We start from the raw sequence: 17,939 nt of genomic DNA on the forward strand, positions 1-17,939 counted from the left end.
TCTAAAAACGGCATTCGATACCTAAGTTTATAGTAAATGCAATATCGTCATTCAATAATGGATTATTATCATTTGTGATTCCAGTAACATCACGTCTTTCTAAAAAACGTAATTCATCTCGTGTTAATGGTGTTCCTTTGATATCAACAAAATGACTTCCCGGTATAAATACTGAGCCAATTGCATATAACTTACAGCTATCGAAAAGTTCTGCATCAGTGAAAGCATTAAGTTCAAGACCCAAATAATTACGGGCAAGCATCGTTGAACTCATATTAGTTGCTCTATCCCATGCACTTGTTGCTTTTTGTTGCCAATAAGCAAGAATATTTGGGCGAATGGTAAATGTACGATCCTTATATTTTGGATACCAATGTAAAGCTGAACCAATAAAAATTAAGTTAGTAAATCCAGATATTTGAGATGGTATTCTATTTAAAACATTTCTTGCAGTAGGCACCGATAATGGACGAGGAGCCCTACCCGTACCACCAAGAAAGAATACACTTTGTACCCTCGATCCTGAATACAATTCCTGCAATGGAATAAAACCCTTGAAATCACCATCAACATTGCTTTCATTAGGATTATTAAGATCTTGATTTGGATTTCTATCACCTGATGCTACACCTACCGTACCGGCAATTTTTAGGCTTTTTGAGGAGTTAAGCGTATAGGCCGCATCTCCTACAAACATCCATCCTTTATAACTATTAACATAAGGATTTCTAAATCGATTAATATCATTAAATAGTTGTGTGCCATTAACTTGACCGATTAACTGTCCATTTTGTGAAGCATCTTCTGCTGAAGTATTAATAATTTGCTGAGCAGGACTATTGGGTACATATATTGTTTTAGATCCTTGCGCATTATTATCTCTAACTCGTGAATTTACTAAAGTAACTACGCCATCTCTGTTTTCAAACTCAACATCATTTCTATCCCATCCATGCACTACTTGACGACCAACATTTATACCGGTATCAAAGCCCCATGCAAGATTATCAATAACAAACTCTCCGGCTAAGCCAAAAGTAGCTAATTTACTACTTGCATCAGAAGGAAATTCAACTATTTGTTCTGGTGCATTGTTATATAAAGCATAAGGCTCTAACGCAACAAGTCGTCCTTCCTCATTAATTGGAAACCATTTAATACGACTTGCTACAATGAAATTTAAATTACCCGGCCCTCGTTCTTGTTGTAAACGATGTCCAAATTGCTGTCCTCTAATTTTTTCACCAGTACGAGTAAAACTATCACCTCTATTTTCTACAATTGCATTATAAAGATCATAACTTAAACATCCCGGCTTAAGGTCGCCTGATAATTTAAAGCCAAATGCATATTGGTCTATTGCATTATCAGAATAAAAACCTAAAACTCGCGGACCTACGGCAAATGCATTCCCTAATGAAATGCCTCGCCCAAGTTCAAACGGAAATGCTCCTAAAGTAAAATAATGTTTCTTATCAAAATCCAAACTTAGCGCATCATTGATACAGAATTTTAACCATAATTCTCGAATCCAAACAATATGACGAGTAATTAAATGCCGATGATTTCCGAATACTGCCTCTAAAAGCCTCAAGTTCATCTCTGTAGTTTGAGCATTACTGTCCAGATTTCCCCATACCGCTTTATTTCGGAATGAAAGAAAGAATTCTGCAATATCATAGCCATACCATTCTTTGCCATATAAAAGATCAATATTATAATCGATAGTAGATCTACTTATAATGAGCTTGTCAGCAGCAATATCATTATTCAGCCTATTAGCATTTTTTAAATAAAAACTTTCTGGCTTAAATTTAATCTGCCCCCAACCATGTAACATACCAAGATTAAATGCTAATCGTTCTTTTTTTGGCCTCTTTTTTATAGACGACTCACCTAGTTTTGAATCTTGAAGAGTAAAGCTTTCTGCAAAACTATAAGAATTTAAAAATAATGCAGCAACTAAAATGAAAATTTTTCTATGAAGTGCCATGTGCTCTCAATCATTATAATTTAATAATTAGTTATATTTTTGTATATCTCTAGATCACTTCATAACTACTAGCTTTTTTGAATGATTTTTATGCTAAAGATTTTCCCTGTTTTGTCAAATAAAAACAGAAAAATAATCCTACTTTTTTGCATAATTTGTTACTATTTATATAGTTTTTAAATTTAATAGGATTTTTATCAATGAAACAAAAAAAACAATCGCTACTCCTAGGTGCTCATATGTCAATTGCTGGTGGACTGCAAAAAGCAATAGAAAGAGGGGAGTCTATTGGCTGTACCTGTATTCAAATTTTTACTAAAAGCAATAAACAATGGGCTGCAAAAAAATTAACTGAAGAAGATATTAATAACTTTAAAAATGCTGCAAAAAATTCCACTATTATTAAAAGCATTGTGGCGCATGCAGGTTATCTAATAAATATTGGATCTCCAAATGAATTAGTAAATAAAAAGTCAGTAGAGTCGCTAATGGCAGAATTATTACGATGTGAAATGCTAAATATTCCTTATCTTATTTTACATCCTGGAGCCCATCTGTATTCTTCTGAATCCGATTGCATAAACTTGATTGCTAAAAACTTAAATCTAATTCTCTCAGAAAACCCAGGAAATACTACAATTTTGCTTGAGAATACTGCAGGACAAGGCTCAAATATTGGATACACTTTTGAGCAACTCAAAAAAATATATGAGAAAGTTATTGATAAAAAAAGAGTAAATTTCTGCCTAGATACTTGTCATGCTTTCGCCGCAGGTTATGATTTTTCCACGCCTAAAGAGTACCAACAAATGTGGATTCATTTTGATGAAACTCTTGGCTTAGAAAATCTTAAAGCTATTCATATTAATGACTCAAAATTTGGTTTAGGTTTACAGAAAGATAGACATGCTAATATAGGTGAAGGGAAAATAGACCTAGAAGCATTTAGATTATTATTCAATGATGAACGTTTTTTTGATGTACCAAAAATTCTAGAAACTCCAAAAGAAGAAGGACTTAAAGAAGATATAAAAAATATGAATACAATAAAAAATCTTCTTTCTTCATCTACCCGAAAAAAATTAATAGTTTTTTAAATAGTAATAGCCCAGAAACCATAGTGCTAAGAAGGAATTGTAGTAAAACAATCCAAAAATGGCTCTGAGCTATTACCCACAAATATAGCAGTGCTTCTAACCATACTACCTTTAGAACCAGCCTGCCACAGGAAATTTCAAAATATCTCGTAAATAAGTGTTACCATTTTGATACAAATCAACACAAATTCAATAAAATTTATTAACCCAAATTACGCAACAACAAAATTTGATTAGGTTTTTAAGTAATTTCTTATAATATTAGATGATTTTTTTTAAAAACAACAAGAAAGCAACAGAATTTAAAAAATAGTCGCACTATATGATTTTTACCGAATTATTCTTTTTACAAATAGAATATCCCCAGGAAAACAGTAGTATAATTGCAAGGAATGTAAAGGTTATAAGATCTATACTATTAAGAGCAACCAATATGCTTGTTCCACATAATATAGTTGATATACAAAGAATATATCCTAATATTTGGTTTTTACTCCAACCTCTCTGTTGCAAATACATGGAAAAATGATCTGGGCTGCCATAATAAAATGGTATACCTTTATATGATCGAATCAAAATTAAAGCACTTACTTCTAAAAGTGGTATTAGCAAAATAATAATCGGTGTTAAAAAACCATAAGGATTGTAAGTACTCCAGTTAAATAAAAAAGGTACCGTTCCCAAAAAACCTCCTATAAAAAGAGAACCTGCATCGCCTAGATATATTTTTGCCGGAGGACGGTTATACCAAAAAAAAGCAATCAACGGCCCTAAAAAACAAGTTAATAATAAAGATAAATTATCCTGGCCAAAAAAAATCGCAATAAGAAAGAGTGTTATACAGGCGGCAGAGGCTAATAAACTTGTTAACCCATCCATGACATCAACTAAATTAAATGCATTTGTAACTATTAATATCCATAATGCGGATATAGGAATATTCCAAATATTATTGAGAAAAAAGCTTTCTTTGAGATAAATACCGGATTTTAAAAAGCAAAAAGCCACAATTAATTGCCAAAAAAATTTTTGATATGGTTTAATCTGTAAAATATCATCAATTAATCCAAGAAAAAGTAATAATGTCGAACCTATTAACAATAAAAATATTTTATTTTCAAAGGGAAACACAATTGCAAGAGTGGCAATAAAGCCTATATATAAAGCAATTCCTCCTAAATAAGGCGTAGGTTTTTTATGTTTTTTTATTTTCCCATCTGGAACATCCATTATATTCAATTTTATTGCAATGCGAGAAAAAATAGGAATTAGATACCATGTCATTAAAAATGAAATAAGCGACGAAAGAAATAATTTAATAGCTAAAAAAAGCTTTACCGACAGCATCATACTCGGCACCTTTTTGTCAAAAATCGTAATAATATCCTAATGTCTTCTATTTTGCACTATACAAAAGAATAAACAAAATAAAAATGATGATTTTTTCATTAAGTTTTTTTAGATATGAAAAAATCATCATTTAAATAAAAAAATAAGCTATACGATTATTTCGATTCAGGAACATTAATATAACATTCGGCGCGGTCATCTACTTGCCAATCATCTATGCCTTCTACAAGAAATGCACATTCAAAGCCAGCATGTACTTCTTTAACTGACCTTTTTTCACGCTCGAGACTTTTTATTGGACCTTCGCCAATCTTTTCTTTCCCTCGCCATGCAATGATTCGTCCTTCTCTTGCAAAACGACCGTCTTTAACATATGCTCCAGCAATGACACCAATATTTTTTATTTGGAACACTTTTCGAATGACAGCTTCGCCAATTTTTTTTGATACCATCTTAACTGGCTCTTCTGCTTTTATAATAGATTCAATATGCTCTAAAAGCTTATAAATAATATCAAAAAGCATAATTCGAACAATATTTTTTTGTGCTATCTGTATGGCATTCGATTCAATTTTTATATGCAAGCCAACAATCATTGCACCAGTATTTGTAGCCAATACTACATCGCTTTCAGTGATGTCTCCGATGCCACTGTGTACAATATAAATTTCTTTTTTCATTTTACTAGATAGTTTATTTAAAGATGTTAGCAATGCTTCTTGTGATGAAGAATTATCTGTTTTTACAATTAATTTAATTGCTTGATCAGAAACAATATACTTTGCTTGGTATGCGACACGTGCATCTTTAGAATTTTTTAATTTTCTGTATTTTTCTTGAGAAATAACCTCAAAAAAGTCTCCTGCATGAGGAAGTTCAGAAAATCCTGCTATCTGTACCGGTATTGATGGACCAACTTTTTTGATACGTTTGCCGTAAGAATCAATTATTGAAGTTGCTTTTCCAATGGAATAACCTGCCGCAAAGTAATCTCCAATATGTAAAATACCATGTTGACAAATAATAGTTGCAACAGGTCCCAATCCTTTTTCTAGCCTTGATTCTAAAACGAATCCACTAGCTGGTCTTTCCAAATCAGCCTTTAAATCCATAAGTTGGGACTGTAGAACAACCATCTCTAAAAGCCGATCAACACCATCCCCTGTTTTAGCTGAAATTGGAACCGCTATAACATCTCCGCCCCATTCTTCTACTAATACATTATAACGAGCTAAATCAGTTCTAATTACTTCAAGCCTACTTGAATCAACTTTATCCATTTTGTTAATAGCTACAATAATTGGGATATTTGCATCTTGCGCTTTTTTTATTGCTTCAACAGTCTGTGGCATAACACTGTCATCAGCCGCAACCACAATAATTGCCAAATCTGCAACTTTAACACCTCTGCCGCGTATATTTGAAAACGCTTCATGACCAGGTGTGTCAATGCAAATTACATTTCCCTGAGGAGTTTCAGCTTCATACGCACCTAAATGTTGCGTAATTCCTCCTTTTTCTTTTAAAGCAACTTTTGTTTTACGAATAAAATCTAAAAGCGTAGTTTTTCCATGATCAACATGGCCTAAAACCACAACAATCGGTAGCCGTTCGGTAAAACCTTCTTCTTGTTCAATAACTGCAATTTTTGTTTCTTCTTTTTCTTTTTTAGGATAAGAAATCGAAAAGCCATAAGAGGTTGCTAATTGCTCAACAAGTTTTTCAGAAAGCAACTGATTTTTTGTACAAACAACACCTTGTTTTAATAATGAGACAATAAGCTCACTAACTGGCTTATTAATTTTTTCTGCAATTTCACCAAGAGTCATCGGTTTTACAATAAATTCAGGGGGTTGTGCTGCTGGACGAGATATATCTTCTGGTTCGCGCTTTAATTCTTTTTTTTCAATAATTTTTTCAACTTTTTCAACTTTTTGAGAAGACTTTTCGATTTGATTCTCCCTCTTCGGTTTTGTATCATCTTTAGCAATCTTTGAAGGAGTTTGTTTTTTTTCTTTCAAAATCACATTAAGCTTATCCAGATCATCTTGAGAAATAGTAGACATATGACTTTTTGCTTGCATACCATGACGTTCTAGTATTTCTAATAATTCTTTATTCGAGATATTTAATAACTTTGCAACTTCATAAATACGCATCAATTTATCTTGCTCTTGGTTTTACTGTTATAGGACTCTAATTTCTTTAAAACTTAAACCTTATTATTCTTCGCTCATCTCAAGGTCTTCAATTTGAATATCTTGTTGTTCGCGATCTTCTTTGGATTGAACTAAATTAATGCTTATTCCAGTAAGTTGCGAAGCTAATGCTATATTTTGTCCCATTTTTCCAATTGCCAAAGATCTTTGATCTTCATCCAGCCAAATATCAGCATTGTTATCATTAACAAGTTCAACTCTGTTTATTACTGCAGGTTTTAATGCATTGGCAACCATTGTCTCTGGTGTACTACTATAGGCAATTACATCTATTTTTTCACTACCCAATTCTTTTAAGATAGGTTTTATTCTAACACCACCAACACCAACGCAGGTTCCTACGGGATCCACATTTTTGTCATGAGAAACTACTACTACTTTAGATTTATATCCTGGAATTCTTACTATTTTCTTTATTTCAACAAGTTTTTCAAAAACTTCTGGTATTTCTAGTTCAAACAATCTTTGTACAAATTCGGTAGATGCACGATCTAAAACAAGTTGATTATCATTTCTTGGTTCTTTTAATACATCTTTAAGTAATGCCCGAATTGAATATCCTACGATACATTTATCAGTAGGAATAGAAAATGATTTTGGCAAAAAGGCTAATGTTTCACCTATTTTAATAGTCATCCCTCCACGCTCACATTTATGAATAGTGCCCAAAACAATCGTACCTTGTTTTGCTATATATTCTTCATAAATGGCCGCTGCTTCGATATTGCGAATCATATTTGCAATAACTTGCTTAGCCCGTAAAATTTCAATTCTGCCAATAGGTTGCTCAAAAGGTACCCAGACAGCACCCTCAAGCTCTATGTTTGGATCAATATTGCGTGCTTTTCTTAAAGAAATTTCTGATTCTTCATCTTTAACAACAGAAACTACCTGTTTATTTACTTCTACTTCAAGCTCATCTGTTTTTTTGTTATGCTTGACTGAAAGTGTTAACTCAGGATATTTCTTCATATATGCAGCAAGCATACCTTCACAAATTATATTGCTTAGAAGCTCTCTGTCTAATCCTCGCTCTTCAACAAGCTCATCTATAACATGACTCAGTTTCACGATTTATGTACCTTTATCTAAGACTTCGTAACCTATAATATAATTTTAACAAAAAATAAGAAAAAAGGAATGATTGGAAAAAAAGAAGTTCTTAGTGCTTATTAATTCTTTAAATAATATATTTATTTTTATGGTAATAATAGTAAACAGTTGAAATTGTGGATAACTTTAACTAAATCAATCCAATTGTCGCTCTAACAGGTAAATTGGATAAATGGCTGTATTGTGGATAACCTGTGGATAACTTGTGGATAGAATGTGGAAAAGTTTAAATCTTTTTCCTTAGGAAGCATTGGGAAGCTTTTTTTGGACAAATAAGTTCTTTATGTCTGATTCAAAAGTACTTTTCAAAAAAATCGAATAAGTTATCCACAAGTTATCCACAAGTTATCCACAAGTTATCCACAATTTCAATGTGGCGTTTTTTGGGCAGATAATTCTGCTGCAAGTTTTATATCAGAAATAAAAATGGGCTGCTCTGAGGGATTTCTTAAGATGTATGCGGGGTGATAAGCCGGTACAACAGAAATATTATTCCATATTAAAACATTCCCTCTGGTCTTTGTAATTTTTATGGGTTTATCTATAAGCCCTTGAATTGCAGCGCTACCAAGTGTGCAAATAACAAGAGGGCGAATTATTTTTATTTGTTTAAAAAGAAGAATTTCTTTGCATGTATTACTTTCAAGAGTTGTAGGTGTTCGGTTTCCAGGAGGTCTACATTTAACTATATTTGTTATAAATACTTCCTCGCGCTTCAATCCAATGTGTGACAGTGTTTTAGTTAATAATTTACCGGATCTCCCTACAAAAGGTCTATTTTGTGCATCTTCTTCAGCACCTGGTCCTTCTCCGACAAAAATAAGTGCAGCATCAGGGTTTCCTTCACCAAATACTACATTTTCTCGACCTAATGTCCCGAGTGGGCACATAGTACAGTTCTGATAAGGTTCATAAAGTTCATTGAGCAGCTCTTGTTTGAATGATTTAATATCCATGTGGTACCTTATTGAAAATTTTTAATGATAAGTTTATAAAACATGCAATATTTTTATAAAAAGAGCTATTTTTTCAGAAGAGCCGCATGGTATAATACGGCTCAAAATTTTTTGTAATTATGCATAATGTGCCAAGTAATCTTTTAAAAACTGCGGCCAAGCATTTGTTTTTGCAAAATTTGTTCGATGATAAGAAGAATGAATTCTACGCTCAGGAAAATAAATTGAAATACCATTTGCGCGAGCAAGATTTTTTCCCGTTACATTTGCAATAACTGTTTTCTTTATAAGATCGATGCCTTGAAGAAGGGCAGCATTAAGTTGTTGTCTAATTGCTTCCCCATGGCGGCCATTTTTATAATTAAAGCGTTTTAAATTAGTAAGCAAGTTGTTATAAAAATGATGTAAGTCAATATAGCTTGGTTCATCAAAATGTGTACAAAATAACTTATGCCTACTTGCTTTAATTGTATCAACTATTGATTTACCTTGCTGAAATTTTATTGAGTCAATTAAGAGCATTGAAACCTGATTTATATTTTGCTCTAATGCATTAATAAATTTTAAATCGAGTGCTGATTGCGTAAAATCATTCGTTATGTTTGTATAAGCCTGTTCATAAGAATAGACAATATGTCGAGCAAATGCTTCTTTATCTGGTGAGTGAGATGAAAATGGTGTTAAGATTTTATAATAATTATAACCAGTTCCGAGTTCAACTTCTTGTGATGCGACCATATATTCAGCATAATTTTTTACAATATTTGCAATTTCAATCATTGACATTAAGCATGCATCAAAACAGATAATAGTAAGTTTTTTTCCGTTCAATAAATTAGTACATATGGAATCCAGAGCATATTCCAAGTCCTGATTGGTGAGATAATGTCCAGTGGTATCATCAAAACAAATTGCTCGTTGATCAGCATAAGCACATGACTGTATGAAATCAAAAAATGGGATACTCCTATCAAGCTCTATGAGGTTATTTTCTGGATTAAATAAAAACAATGGAAAAGGATTTATTGTGCGCTTAGGGCCAATATCTAGAGCTCCTGTGCCATGGTTCCATAAATTTAATACGTATTTTTTTGCAGGAAAGTTGTGAATACCCCATTTGCAAAAATCAATTAATGTATTTGGAACTCCGCTATCCATTTGCTGTGTTGTAGGATCATTATGATTGATTACAAGTAATTTATCTTTTTCTACATAATAACGTTTTGTTACTTTTTTATTTCCTGCAACGCGAGTATCAAGTTGGGTTATGATATTAATATATTGCGTAGATCCTGCATTAGATTGTTCTCTTAGGTTTTTTCGAGCAAATGGCCCGAGGTCATTATCTGCTGCCATAAAAGTCATAAAGGAATATTCCTTTTCATGCATTGTTTTATTAATTTGAGGGTCAGTGGTTTTTACATCAATAGTTGCAGATTTGTTATCGATACCAGAAATTTTTTGAATAATATTTTCAAGCAGTGATTGTCTATGTACTTCATGGCTAAAAATTAGATAATTAATGGCGCTACAAAACATTAGAATTAATAGAAATTTTGATTTAATCATAGTTTCTCCCCCTTATATTCTTATTCAAATCTAGGAGATTTAGAGAAGATTATTCAAGAGTTGAAAATAAATAACGACTTTTAGCAATATGTACTTGTTGAATCCATGCTAAAAGATAGGTGATGCCAAAACTTAATTGAAAATCAAGTAAAAAAAGGTTAATTGGATTTAAGATTAAAAACAAAAAAGTAATTATAGTGATTAAATGGAGGGAGTTTGTTTGTCGATTAAAAATAATACTAAATTTATAACTTAAAAAAGTAAAAAAAGCACGTAAAAAAGAAATGCTAGACCAACTTAATAATAAATAAACTATAGTAAAAAAGCTTATAAGAATTTGTTTGAAAATCAATGATAAAGGAATATACCTAAAAAGCATTTCCCATATATATATAATCATTACTAAATGTAGACCAGATCTAGCAAGATAATGTGAAATTCCCCATTCTTTACACCAAGTTCTTAGTTTTTGTAATTCTTTTTTATTGATTGATTTATTTCCCAGGAATAATAATGAAAATAAACTAAAAGTTTTTTTATTGCATATTTGTTTTAATTCAACAAGAATTCGATTTTTCTGGTTAAAAACAAAACTTCGTAAGCTATATTTTGAATGTAGCGTAGTTGTAAATTGGTTATTATTTTTTAAATTAATAGTTGCATAAATATTTTCTCGCAAAAAATAATAATTTAATATGGATGGGTCAGGAATTTTTAATTTTGGGTTTTCTATATATATCAAATCATCAGCTACAAGATTTAAATCTTGAGGAGAATAAATAAGAATATTCTTGTTGTAACATGTTTTTTGAAAATCTATACATTGTATATTTTTTATTGATCCATGATATAAATACTTTGAAAAAGAATTTTGCTTTTGTTCAGTATCAATAATTTTAATAGTTAGGCTTTTTGGGTTATTGCATTGAGAAAATGAGCAATGGCTATTATACTTTTTTTTCAATAATCCATTACCAATAATAAAAGTTGCTCCTAAAAGCAAAATTTTAAGATAATAGACATTTTCTGCATAATAGGAAACGAGTATTGCTAAAAAAATCCATGAAAAAAAAGGAATATAAAATGAAAAGCCAAAAAAATACCAAACAATACCAGCAATAAAAGCGATTAATGAGGGGAATAGCGGAGAAATCGGAATAGATAAAAAAAAGGAATGAAGTTTATACATGATGTGCTTATCTTTATTTTTTTTCAATATAGCAGATTTTGAATTTTTTTAAATAAAAATTTTAAATTATTTTTTAGATGGTAAAAAAGTAGTTTTAAAAAAATTGATGAAAGTCTGAAGGTAATTGTGTATAAGTTGGCATGATAGGCAAAGTAAAATTATCACAAAATGTATGCCAAAATAAAATAGTTTTATTTTTTAATTTTGTATTACTTTGTAAATCATTAATTAAAGCAGCAGCTGCTCGAGCAGTGTACGTATCATCTAAGTTAATTTTTTCATAAATTTCAAAAATATTTTTTGCTGCAGCTCCTTCTGGTATAGCTAACCCATAGTCATTTTCGCTCATTTTAGTAATAAATTTTAATTTTTTAGCATTAAATGAAATTATTGGAAATATTGAATCATAAAAATGAAGAAGTTGGTTTGTTTGCTCAAAAAGTAATTTGGCATCGAGTAAAACTTTTTCTAGTTCGATTGGTTCAACACAAACTGCTCTTATTTTGGTTTTTAATCCAAGAATTTGCAAGCCAAGTGATAAGCCAATTGAAGTGCCAAAACTACCACCAGCAACATAGATATAATCTGGTTCTGGAATGATACCATTATTTATTTGCTCTTTAAGTTCAAATGCAGCATTAACAAACCCTAAGATACCAATCGTATTTGAGCCTCCTGCTGGAATTACATATAATTTTTCATTCTTTACAAAATCAAAATTTGGATCTATTAAAATTTTTTGAATAAGATTTCTTTCAGATTGTGAAAAAAGATATGTTTTGCAGTTGAAGTAATGCATAAGTAATAAATTACGGTGAACATAGGTAGAAATTGGTTGTTTTTTTAAAAAACCGATACAGTTAAGTCCAAGTTTTTGTGCGTAACATGCAGTAGCAACTACATGATTTGAGCCAATAGCGCCAAAAGTTAAAATGGTATCAGCTTCTTTTTTTAAGGCATCTGCTAAAAGGAATTCCAATTTTCTTACTTTATTGCCACCATATAAATGGTTATCTAAATTTCCTGCAAGAGAATCTAATTTAATATAAAGATTAGTTTTAAAATAAGTGCTTAAGTTTTTTAATTTATTAATAGGAGTTGGTAATTGAGCCAATGGTATATAATGAATTTGCGATTTTAAAGAAGGAAAATATTTAAATAAAAAATGATTTTGCATTGTTTTTGGTAAAAACAAGAGATATAAAAAAATAATATTGTTGAATTTTTTCCATTGATTCAAAACAAAACCTATAATTATTCATTTTTTAAAATATCTAAATTATAATCTGAAAAAATTCCTTGTTTTGCTTTATAAGATCCGACAAATGCAATCATAGCAGCATTATCAGTACAATATTGGGAAGAAGGGCTAAAAAACAATTTATTATTTTTTTCAGCAATTTTCTGAATATTTTCTTTAACAAATTTATTACTAGCAACACCACCAACAAATGTTACCGCGCGTACTTGAGGAAATTGTTTAATGGCAAGTTCAATTTTTTGTATAAAAATATCATTAATACAAACGAGTAAAGAGCTTGCTATCTGTTCTTTTATATTTTCAGACATGTTTGGTGATAATTTTTTAGTAGATAAATTATATAAATTCTTTTTAACTAAATCATAAAGTATGGCTGTCTTGAGGCCTGAAAAACTAAAATCAAGTTGATTTCCCATACTGCGTGGATAGTGAAAAAAATCTTCAAAATTAACTTTTTTAGCTAGCTTTTCAATAATTGGACCACCCGGATACGGAAGATTTATTAATTTTGCAATTTTATCAAATGCTTCACCTGCTGCATCATCTAAAGTAGTACCTAAAACATCATATTTGCCAAAATCATGAATCAGATATAATGAAGTATGGCCTCCTGATGCCGTTAAACATAAATGGGGAAATGGTACATCGTATTCTAAAAATGTGGAAAATGCATGACCTTCAAGATGGTCGATACCAATAATCGGCTTTTTTTTTACCCATGCGAGCGCTTTTGCAAAACAGACGCCGATAAGTAAAGATCCTGGAAGGCCAGGCCTATTTGTTACGGCAACAATATCAATTTCATTTAATCCAATTTTTGATTGTGCCAATGCTTGTGCAACAATAGTATTTATTTTTTCTATATGAGAACGAGAAGCGATTTCAGGTACCACGCCACCATATAGTTGATGTAAATCTACTTGTGAAAAAATAATATTTGATTGAATTTTGTTATTTGCATAAACAGCGGCTGCTGTCTCATCGCATGATGTTTCGATACCCAAAATAGAAGGATTCATCTAACCCCTTTAAATTCGTATTTTTTTGGATAAGTAAGGCATTGAAATTATACGATCATTGGTATAAGCAATAGAATTATTAAGTGGTTTTTTATGTAAAAATTTAAAATCACAAAAAGCGAGCTCCATTTGAATCGCTAAATCAGTAAGCTTCTCTCTAGGGATTTCTTTTTTTATATTTAAAGATGGTAAGGGAATAATATTACTCGTGGTAGGCCATGAGATATTTTCGAGTTCTGCAACTATAGTGCAATCCATAAAAAAAATAATAGTATTATCAGGAATAATTAAATATTTTTTTTTATTATCCAGTTCTTCTATTTGCCAAGAACTCATTTGATTCCTTTTAGCATTTACTTGCGTAGCATCAGATGGTGCTGTTTTTGTTAACCTGAATAGGCGATATTGGTGATTAGGTGATGTTTGAAGATGAGTAATATTGATATCTATCGGTTGAGCTAACCCTTCAGTTATCATTATAAATAATTCTTTTGGCATTTCTTCATCGTGTAATTCAAAGTGTGCCTTGCGTGTATCGCCATCAGCATCGACCTCAGCTTTATATGGTTGTCCTTTATAGGATATAGGAATTTCCCACCCATCAAGAGGTTGATTGAGTTGAATGGATCCTAATAATATTATATTATGGGGTCGCAATTGAAATGGCAGTATTGCATTACCAATATTTGAATAAAGTAATATTATGGTTATAAGTAATTTTAACTTCATAATAAAGTACTCCTTTATTAAAAAAGGGATATTTTCATTTTTCTTCTACTTTAGTTTATACTTTTAATAAAGGAGTGCAAAGCTATTTATCAGGAGACTTTAAGTAAAGATCTTAAAATGAAATATACGATAACGAATTATTTAAAAAAATATGTTTATGAGGAACGCTCACCGCATAAACTTGCTCTATCTTTTTGTATAGGAAGCTATATTGCTTTTTCTCCATTTTTATTTTTTCATACGATAATGGTTTTTGCTGGGGTTTGGCTTTTTCAGTTAAACTTTCCTATAACATTAACAGCAGCATATGGAATTAATAATCCATGGACAGCTATACCAATTTATATGATTGATTATATTTTTGGCTATTGGATCTTACACAAATTATTACACATTAAAGTAGTAACAATATTTCCTGAATGGATGAGTTATTTGAATTATTTTTTTGAATATAAATTAGGATTACCACAGCCATGTATTTGGTCATTTTTGATAGGTGGTAATCTCTTAGGTATTATATTAAGTGTTTTACTTTATCCATTAATGAAAAAAATATTTTCAAAGCTTGTAACTGAAATACATGGTACAATATAATTATGGGTATAAAAATCATTGCACAAAATAAAAAAGCATTTCATGATTATGAAATTTTGGAGCGCCTTGAGGCTGGTATTGTGCTAACTGGTGACGAAGTTAAATCAATTAGAAAAGGTCATATTTCATTGGTTGGTTCTTATGCGGTATTTCATGACCGTGAATTGATGCTGCTCAATTGTACTATAGCACCCTACGAACAAGCTTTTCAGAAAAGAGATGACTTATCTACTCGAAGCCGAAAGCTTTTAATGCACCGCCGTGAGCTTGATCAGCTTGCAGGGGGAGTTGCAAAAAAAGGAATTACCATTGTGCCGTTAAAAATGTATTTGAATGAAAAGGGGCTCATAAAAATTGAGCTTGGTATAGCGAAGCACAAAAAAGCAGCGGATAAGCGGCGTGAACTTAAAGAACGAGATATTAAAAAAGAGACTGCTCGCGAAATCAAGAAGCATCGGTAAAGAGCTTGACTTTATCGGACCTGTTTGTTACTATTTGAATAGAAAAAAGTTCATTGAAATATTTGGGGGCGTCAAGGCTTCGACGTGGTGTTGATAGCTCAGAAAGCATGTCGAGTTTCGTCTGAGATCTCGTAAAAAAGCGGTCAAAACAATAAATGCAGACCAATTTGAAGGTCACTTCGCTCTCGGCGCAGCTGCTGCGTAAAAAGAGAAGCGAGTCTTGTTAATCTAACGTTTCTGCTCGTTAATTAACTCGTATAATAACAGGTAGGGCTTTCACGCGAAGTTTTTTGGTTACATAGCGTGATAGTATATGAAACTGGCTCAAATTCATTTGCCCTGTTTTCGAGGTTGAATTTGAGTATAATTCGAAAACTAAACATGTAGCGTTTTGGGTTTGATATAGTGCGGACATGGGTTCGATTCCCATCGCCTCCACCAGTTTTCGCTCCAAGAGCTTTATCTGGCTATTCGAGTTTTTTATTTATTTTTTACTGGCAAAAGCCCAAATAAATATATTAATGGTTTATAAATAATTATCAGAAAAAAAGTGCCAATAAAACTAGCGCTCAGCGATGATAAGTTAATAGAACTTCTTTTTGATTTATAGGGCTTTTTTTTATGAATTCCATTTAATTTCTTTTTAATATTTTCATCACCATTAATTCCAGCAGTATCGTTATTTTTTAGCCTATTAACTAAATTTTTTGTTTCTTCTGATAAATTATCCAATTTTCCATTAATAATATTGTGTAATATTTCATTTAAGTAAGTAGATTTAAGACCTTGAAACTCTTTCACTTCTCCTGGTACTTTTAATTCTTTTTCGATTAATATTTCTAGATATTTTTGATGCGCATTAATAAATATTTCATCACGATATCCAGCTTCTAATGCTTTTCTATAAATTTCCAGAAAACTGTGTTCAAATTCACTTTGGTTGATACCTTGTGCTGCCTTTTGTAATAAATAATCCCATTCTTGTTTGAGGGGTGTAAAGGTAGCTACATTTATTTTGCTTGGATGTTGAAAGATTATTTTATTTAAAAAGCCTCCATCTAACTGTAATGTAATAATTTTTGATTTTTCTTCATTTATTCCTCCATTTGATAAGCAAATAATCGGAATTACTAAAAGATAAAATAAAACAAAAATTGGATTTACCATAAAGCTTATTCCTTTTTAAGTATTCATTTTTTATTAAAGATTAATCAGCTATTTTAAGTCAATCAATTGAATAATTTCTTTTTGAAATGTTATGATTTAAATCGTTATTATTCATTTTTGGATAATTTTCAAGGAAGATATGCTTTTTAGGGGATGGTAAATGAAAATTGCATTTTTTGAAGTTAATGAGGAGCAAAAAGAAGTTTTTAAAAAAGCTTTTTCTGAAGATGAGCTTCATTTTTTTTGTGAATCTTTAATTGATGAGGTTCCTGATTCTATTAAAAATGCGGATATTATCTCGGTATTTGTATGTTCAGAAATTAAACAAAAAATACTTAATCAATTTAATAATTTAAAGTTAATTGTTACTCGTTCAACTGGTTATAATCATGTTGATGTTAAAAGTGCACAAGAGAAAAATATTGTTGTAAGCAATGTGCCTAAATATGCAGATGTGGCGGTAGCAGAATACACCTTTGCTCTTTTATTAGCATTATCCCGTAGAATTTATGATGCATATTATCAAGTTGCGCACGATTATTCCTTTTCAAATGAACATTTACAAGGGTTTGATCTTGCGGGGAAAGTACTAGGTGTAGTTGGAACTGGTAATATAGGGAGGCATGTAATTCGTATTGCAAACGGTTTTAATATGGAAATACTTGCTTGTGATAAGAAGGAAAATAAAGAATTTGCTAAACAATTTAATTTTGAATATTTATCTTTTAATGAACTGATTAAAAAATCGGATATTCTAACTTTTCATGTACCACTTATTAAAGAAACGTATCATATGATTAATCTTGATAATATTGATTTATTAAAACAGGGAAGCTATTTAATTAATACAGCACGAGGTGGTATTATTCAAACTGATGCATTGGTAAAAGCATTAAATGAAGGAATTATAGCAGGTGCGGCGCTTGATGTTTTAGAAGAAGAAAATTTTACAAAAGAACCATTAGCATTACTCTTTGAGCAGCATCCAGAATACAAACAATTAAAAAATATTTTAGAAAATCATGTTTTAATAGAACATCCCCGCGTTATTGTAACTCCACATAATGCTTTTAACTCCTATCAGGCTTTAGAACGTCTTATAAAGCTTAGTATTGAAAATATTAATAAATGGAAGAGTGGAAATCCAATTAATATAGTGCAATTATAAAACGGTTTTAAAATTATTCTTGCGAGCTTGATGCGCTCGTGATATATATGAGAT

15 protein-coding genes and 1 other RNA gene are annotated in these 17,939 nt (G+C 31.0%); 5 read left to right on the plus strand and 11 right to left on the minus strand.

Going from position 1 to position 17,939, the window contains the following annotated elements; translation table 11 throughout:
* Position 1 precedes the first annotated feature (1 nt).
* Positions 2 to 1,993 carry a hypothetical protein gene (locus tag WDZ41_03150; GenBank protein ID MEX0940331.1) on the minus strand — a complete coding sequence of 664 codons (1,992 nt, stop codon included), beginning with the start codon at positions 1,991 to 1,993 and terminating at the stop codon, positions 2 to 4.
* 200 nt (positions 1,994 to 2,193) lie between these two features.
* On the opposite strand from WDZ41_03150, the gene WDZ41_03155 reads away from it, so the two are divergent.
* Positions 2,194 to 3,090 carry a deoxyribonuclease IV gene (locus WDZ41_03155; protein MEX0940332.1) on the plus strand — a complete coding sequence of 299 codons (897 nt, stop codon included), beginning with the start codon at positions 2,194 to 2,196 and terminating at the stop codon, positions 3,088 to 3,090.
* Positions 3,091 to 3,408: 318 nt separating this feature from the next.
* Here the strand turns inward: WDZ41_03155 and WDZ41_03160 are convergent, their stop codons facing one another.
* The 9 genes from WDZ41_03160 to WDZ41_03200 all read right to left on the minus strand — a co-directional run bounded on the left by WDZ41_03160 (position 3,409) and on the right by WDZ41_03200 (position 14,495).
* On the minus strand, positions 3,409 to 4,440 hold the full coding sequence (locus WDZ41_03160; protein MEX0940333.1) for an MraY family glycosyltransferase: 1,032 nt from the start codon (positions 4,438 to 4,440) through the stop codon (positions 3,409 to 3,411).
* Between the two features lie 155 nt (positions 4,441 to 4,595).
* The gene (gene infB / locus WDZ41_03165) at positions 4,596 to 6,599 is read right to left on the minus strand and encodes a translation initiation factor IF-2 (protein MEX0940334.1); all 2,004 of its coding nucleotides are present in this window, start codon (positions 6,597 to 6,599) and stop codon (positions 4,596 to 4,598) included.
* A gap of 63 nt (positions 6,600 to 6,662) precedes the next feature.
* On the minus strand, positions 6,663 to 7,730 hold the full coding sequence (nusA, locus tag WDZ41_03170) for a transcription termination factor NusA (GenBank protein MEX0940335.1): 1,068 nt from the start codon (positions 7,728 to 7,730) through the stop codon (positions 6,663 to 6,665).
* A gap of 410 nt (positions 7,731 to 8,140) precedes the next feature.
* Positions 8,141 to 8,728, minus strand: a complete 588-nt coding sequence (locus WDZ41_03175) for a uracil-DNA glycosylase (protein MEX0940336.1) — start codon at positions 8,726 to 8,728, stop codon at positions 8,141 to 8,143.
* A 117-nt stretch (positions 8,729 to 8,845) separates the two neighbouring features.
* Positions 8,846 to 10,297 (minus strand): clostripain-related cysteine peptidase, encoded by a 1,452-nt coding sequence (locus tag WDZ41_03180; GenBank protein ID MEX0940337.1) that lies wholly within the window; start codon positions 10,295 to 10,297, stop codon positions 8,846 to 8,848.
* Positions 10,298 to 10,346: 49 nt separating this feature from the next.
* A complete protein-coding gene (locus tag WDZ41_03185) occupies positions 10,347 to 11,486 on the minus strand; it encodes a ComEC/Rec2 family competence protein (protein ID MEX0940338.1) in 1,140 nt (379 codons plus the stop codon).
* A gap of 94 nt (positions 11,487 to 11,580) precedes the next feature.
* A complete protein-coding gene (locus WDZ41_03190; protein ID MEX0940339.1) occupies positions 11,581 to 12,663 on the minus strand; it encodes a pyridoxal-phosphate dependent enzyme in 1,083 nt (360 codons plus the stop codon).
* 77 nt (positions 12,664 to 12,740) lie between these two features.
* Entirely contained in the window at positions 12,741 to 13,766 is a 1,026-nt protein-coding gene (tsaD, locus tag WDZ41_03195; GenBank protein ID MEX0940340.1) for a tRNA (adenosine(37)-N6)-threonylcarbamoyltransferase complex transferase subunit TsaD, read from the minus strand.
* Positions 13,767 to 13,775: 9 nt separating this feature from the next.
* On the minus strand, positions 13,776 to 14,495 hold the full coding sequence (locus WDZ41_03200; protein ID MEX0940341.1) for a hypothetical protein: 720 nt from the start codon (positions 14,493 to 14,495) through the stop codon (positions 13,776 to 13,778).
* Between the two features lie 117 nt (positions 14,496 to 14,612).
* Here WDZ41_03200 and WDZ41_03205 point away from each other — a divergent pair, with 117 nt between their 5' ends.
* From WDZ41_03205 to ssrA, 3 genes are all read left to right on the plus strand, one after another.
* On the plus strand, positions 14,613 to 15,089 hold the full coding sequence (locus tag WDZ41_03205) for a DUF2062 domain-containing protein (protein ID MEX0940342.1): 477 nt from the start codon (positions 14,613 to 14,615) through the stop codon (positions 15,087 to 15,089).
* Between the two features lie 2 nt (positions 15,090 to 15,091).
* Positions 15,092 to 15,550, plus strand: coding sequence for an SsrA-binding protein SmpB (smpB, locus tag WDZ41_03210; protein ID MEX0940343.1), 459 nt, complete (start codon positions 15,092 to 15,094; stop codon positions 15,548 to 15,550).
* Between the two features lie 64 nt (positions 15,551 to 15,614).
* Positions 15,615 to 15,991: a transfer-messenger RNA gene (gene ssrA / locus WDZ41_03215) on the plus strand.
* A gap of 39 nt (positions 15,992 to 16,030) precedes the next feature.
* On the opposite strand, the gene WDZ41_03220 is transcribed toward ssrA, so the two are convergent.
* Positions 16,031 to 16,717, minus strand: coding sequence for a hypothetical protein (locus WDZ41_03220; protein ID MEX0940344.1), 687 nt, complete (start codon positions 16,715 to 16,717; stop codon positions 16,031 to 16,033).
* Positions 16,718 to 16,877: 160 nt separating this feature from the next.
* Between WDZ41_03220 and WDZ41_03225 the strand changes: the two genes are divergently transcribed.
* Positions 16,878 to 17,885 carry an NAD(P)-dependent oxidoreductase gene (locus tag WDZ41_03225; protein MEX0940345.1) on the plus strand — a complete coding sequence of 336 codons (1,008 nt, stop codon included), beginning with the start codon at positions 16,878 to 16,880 and terminating at the stop codon, positions 17,883 to 17,885.
* The last annotated feature ends 54 nt before the right edge of the window (positions 17,886 to 17,939 follow it).

It is taken from the genome of Candidatus Babeliales bacterium, assembly GCA_040879965.1.
In the GTDB taxonomy this organism is placed as follows: Bacteria; Babelota; Babeliae; order Babelales; family JACPOV01; genus JBBDJI01.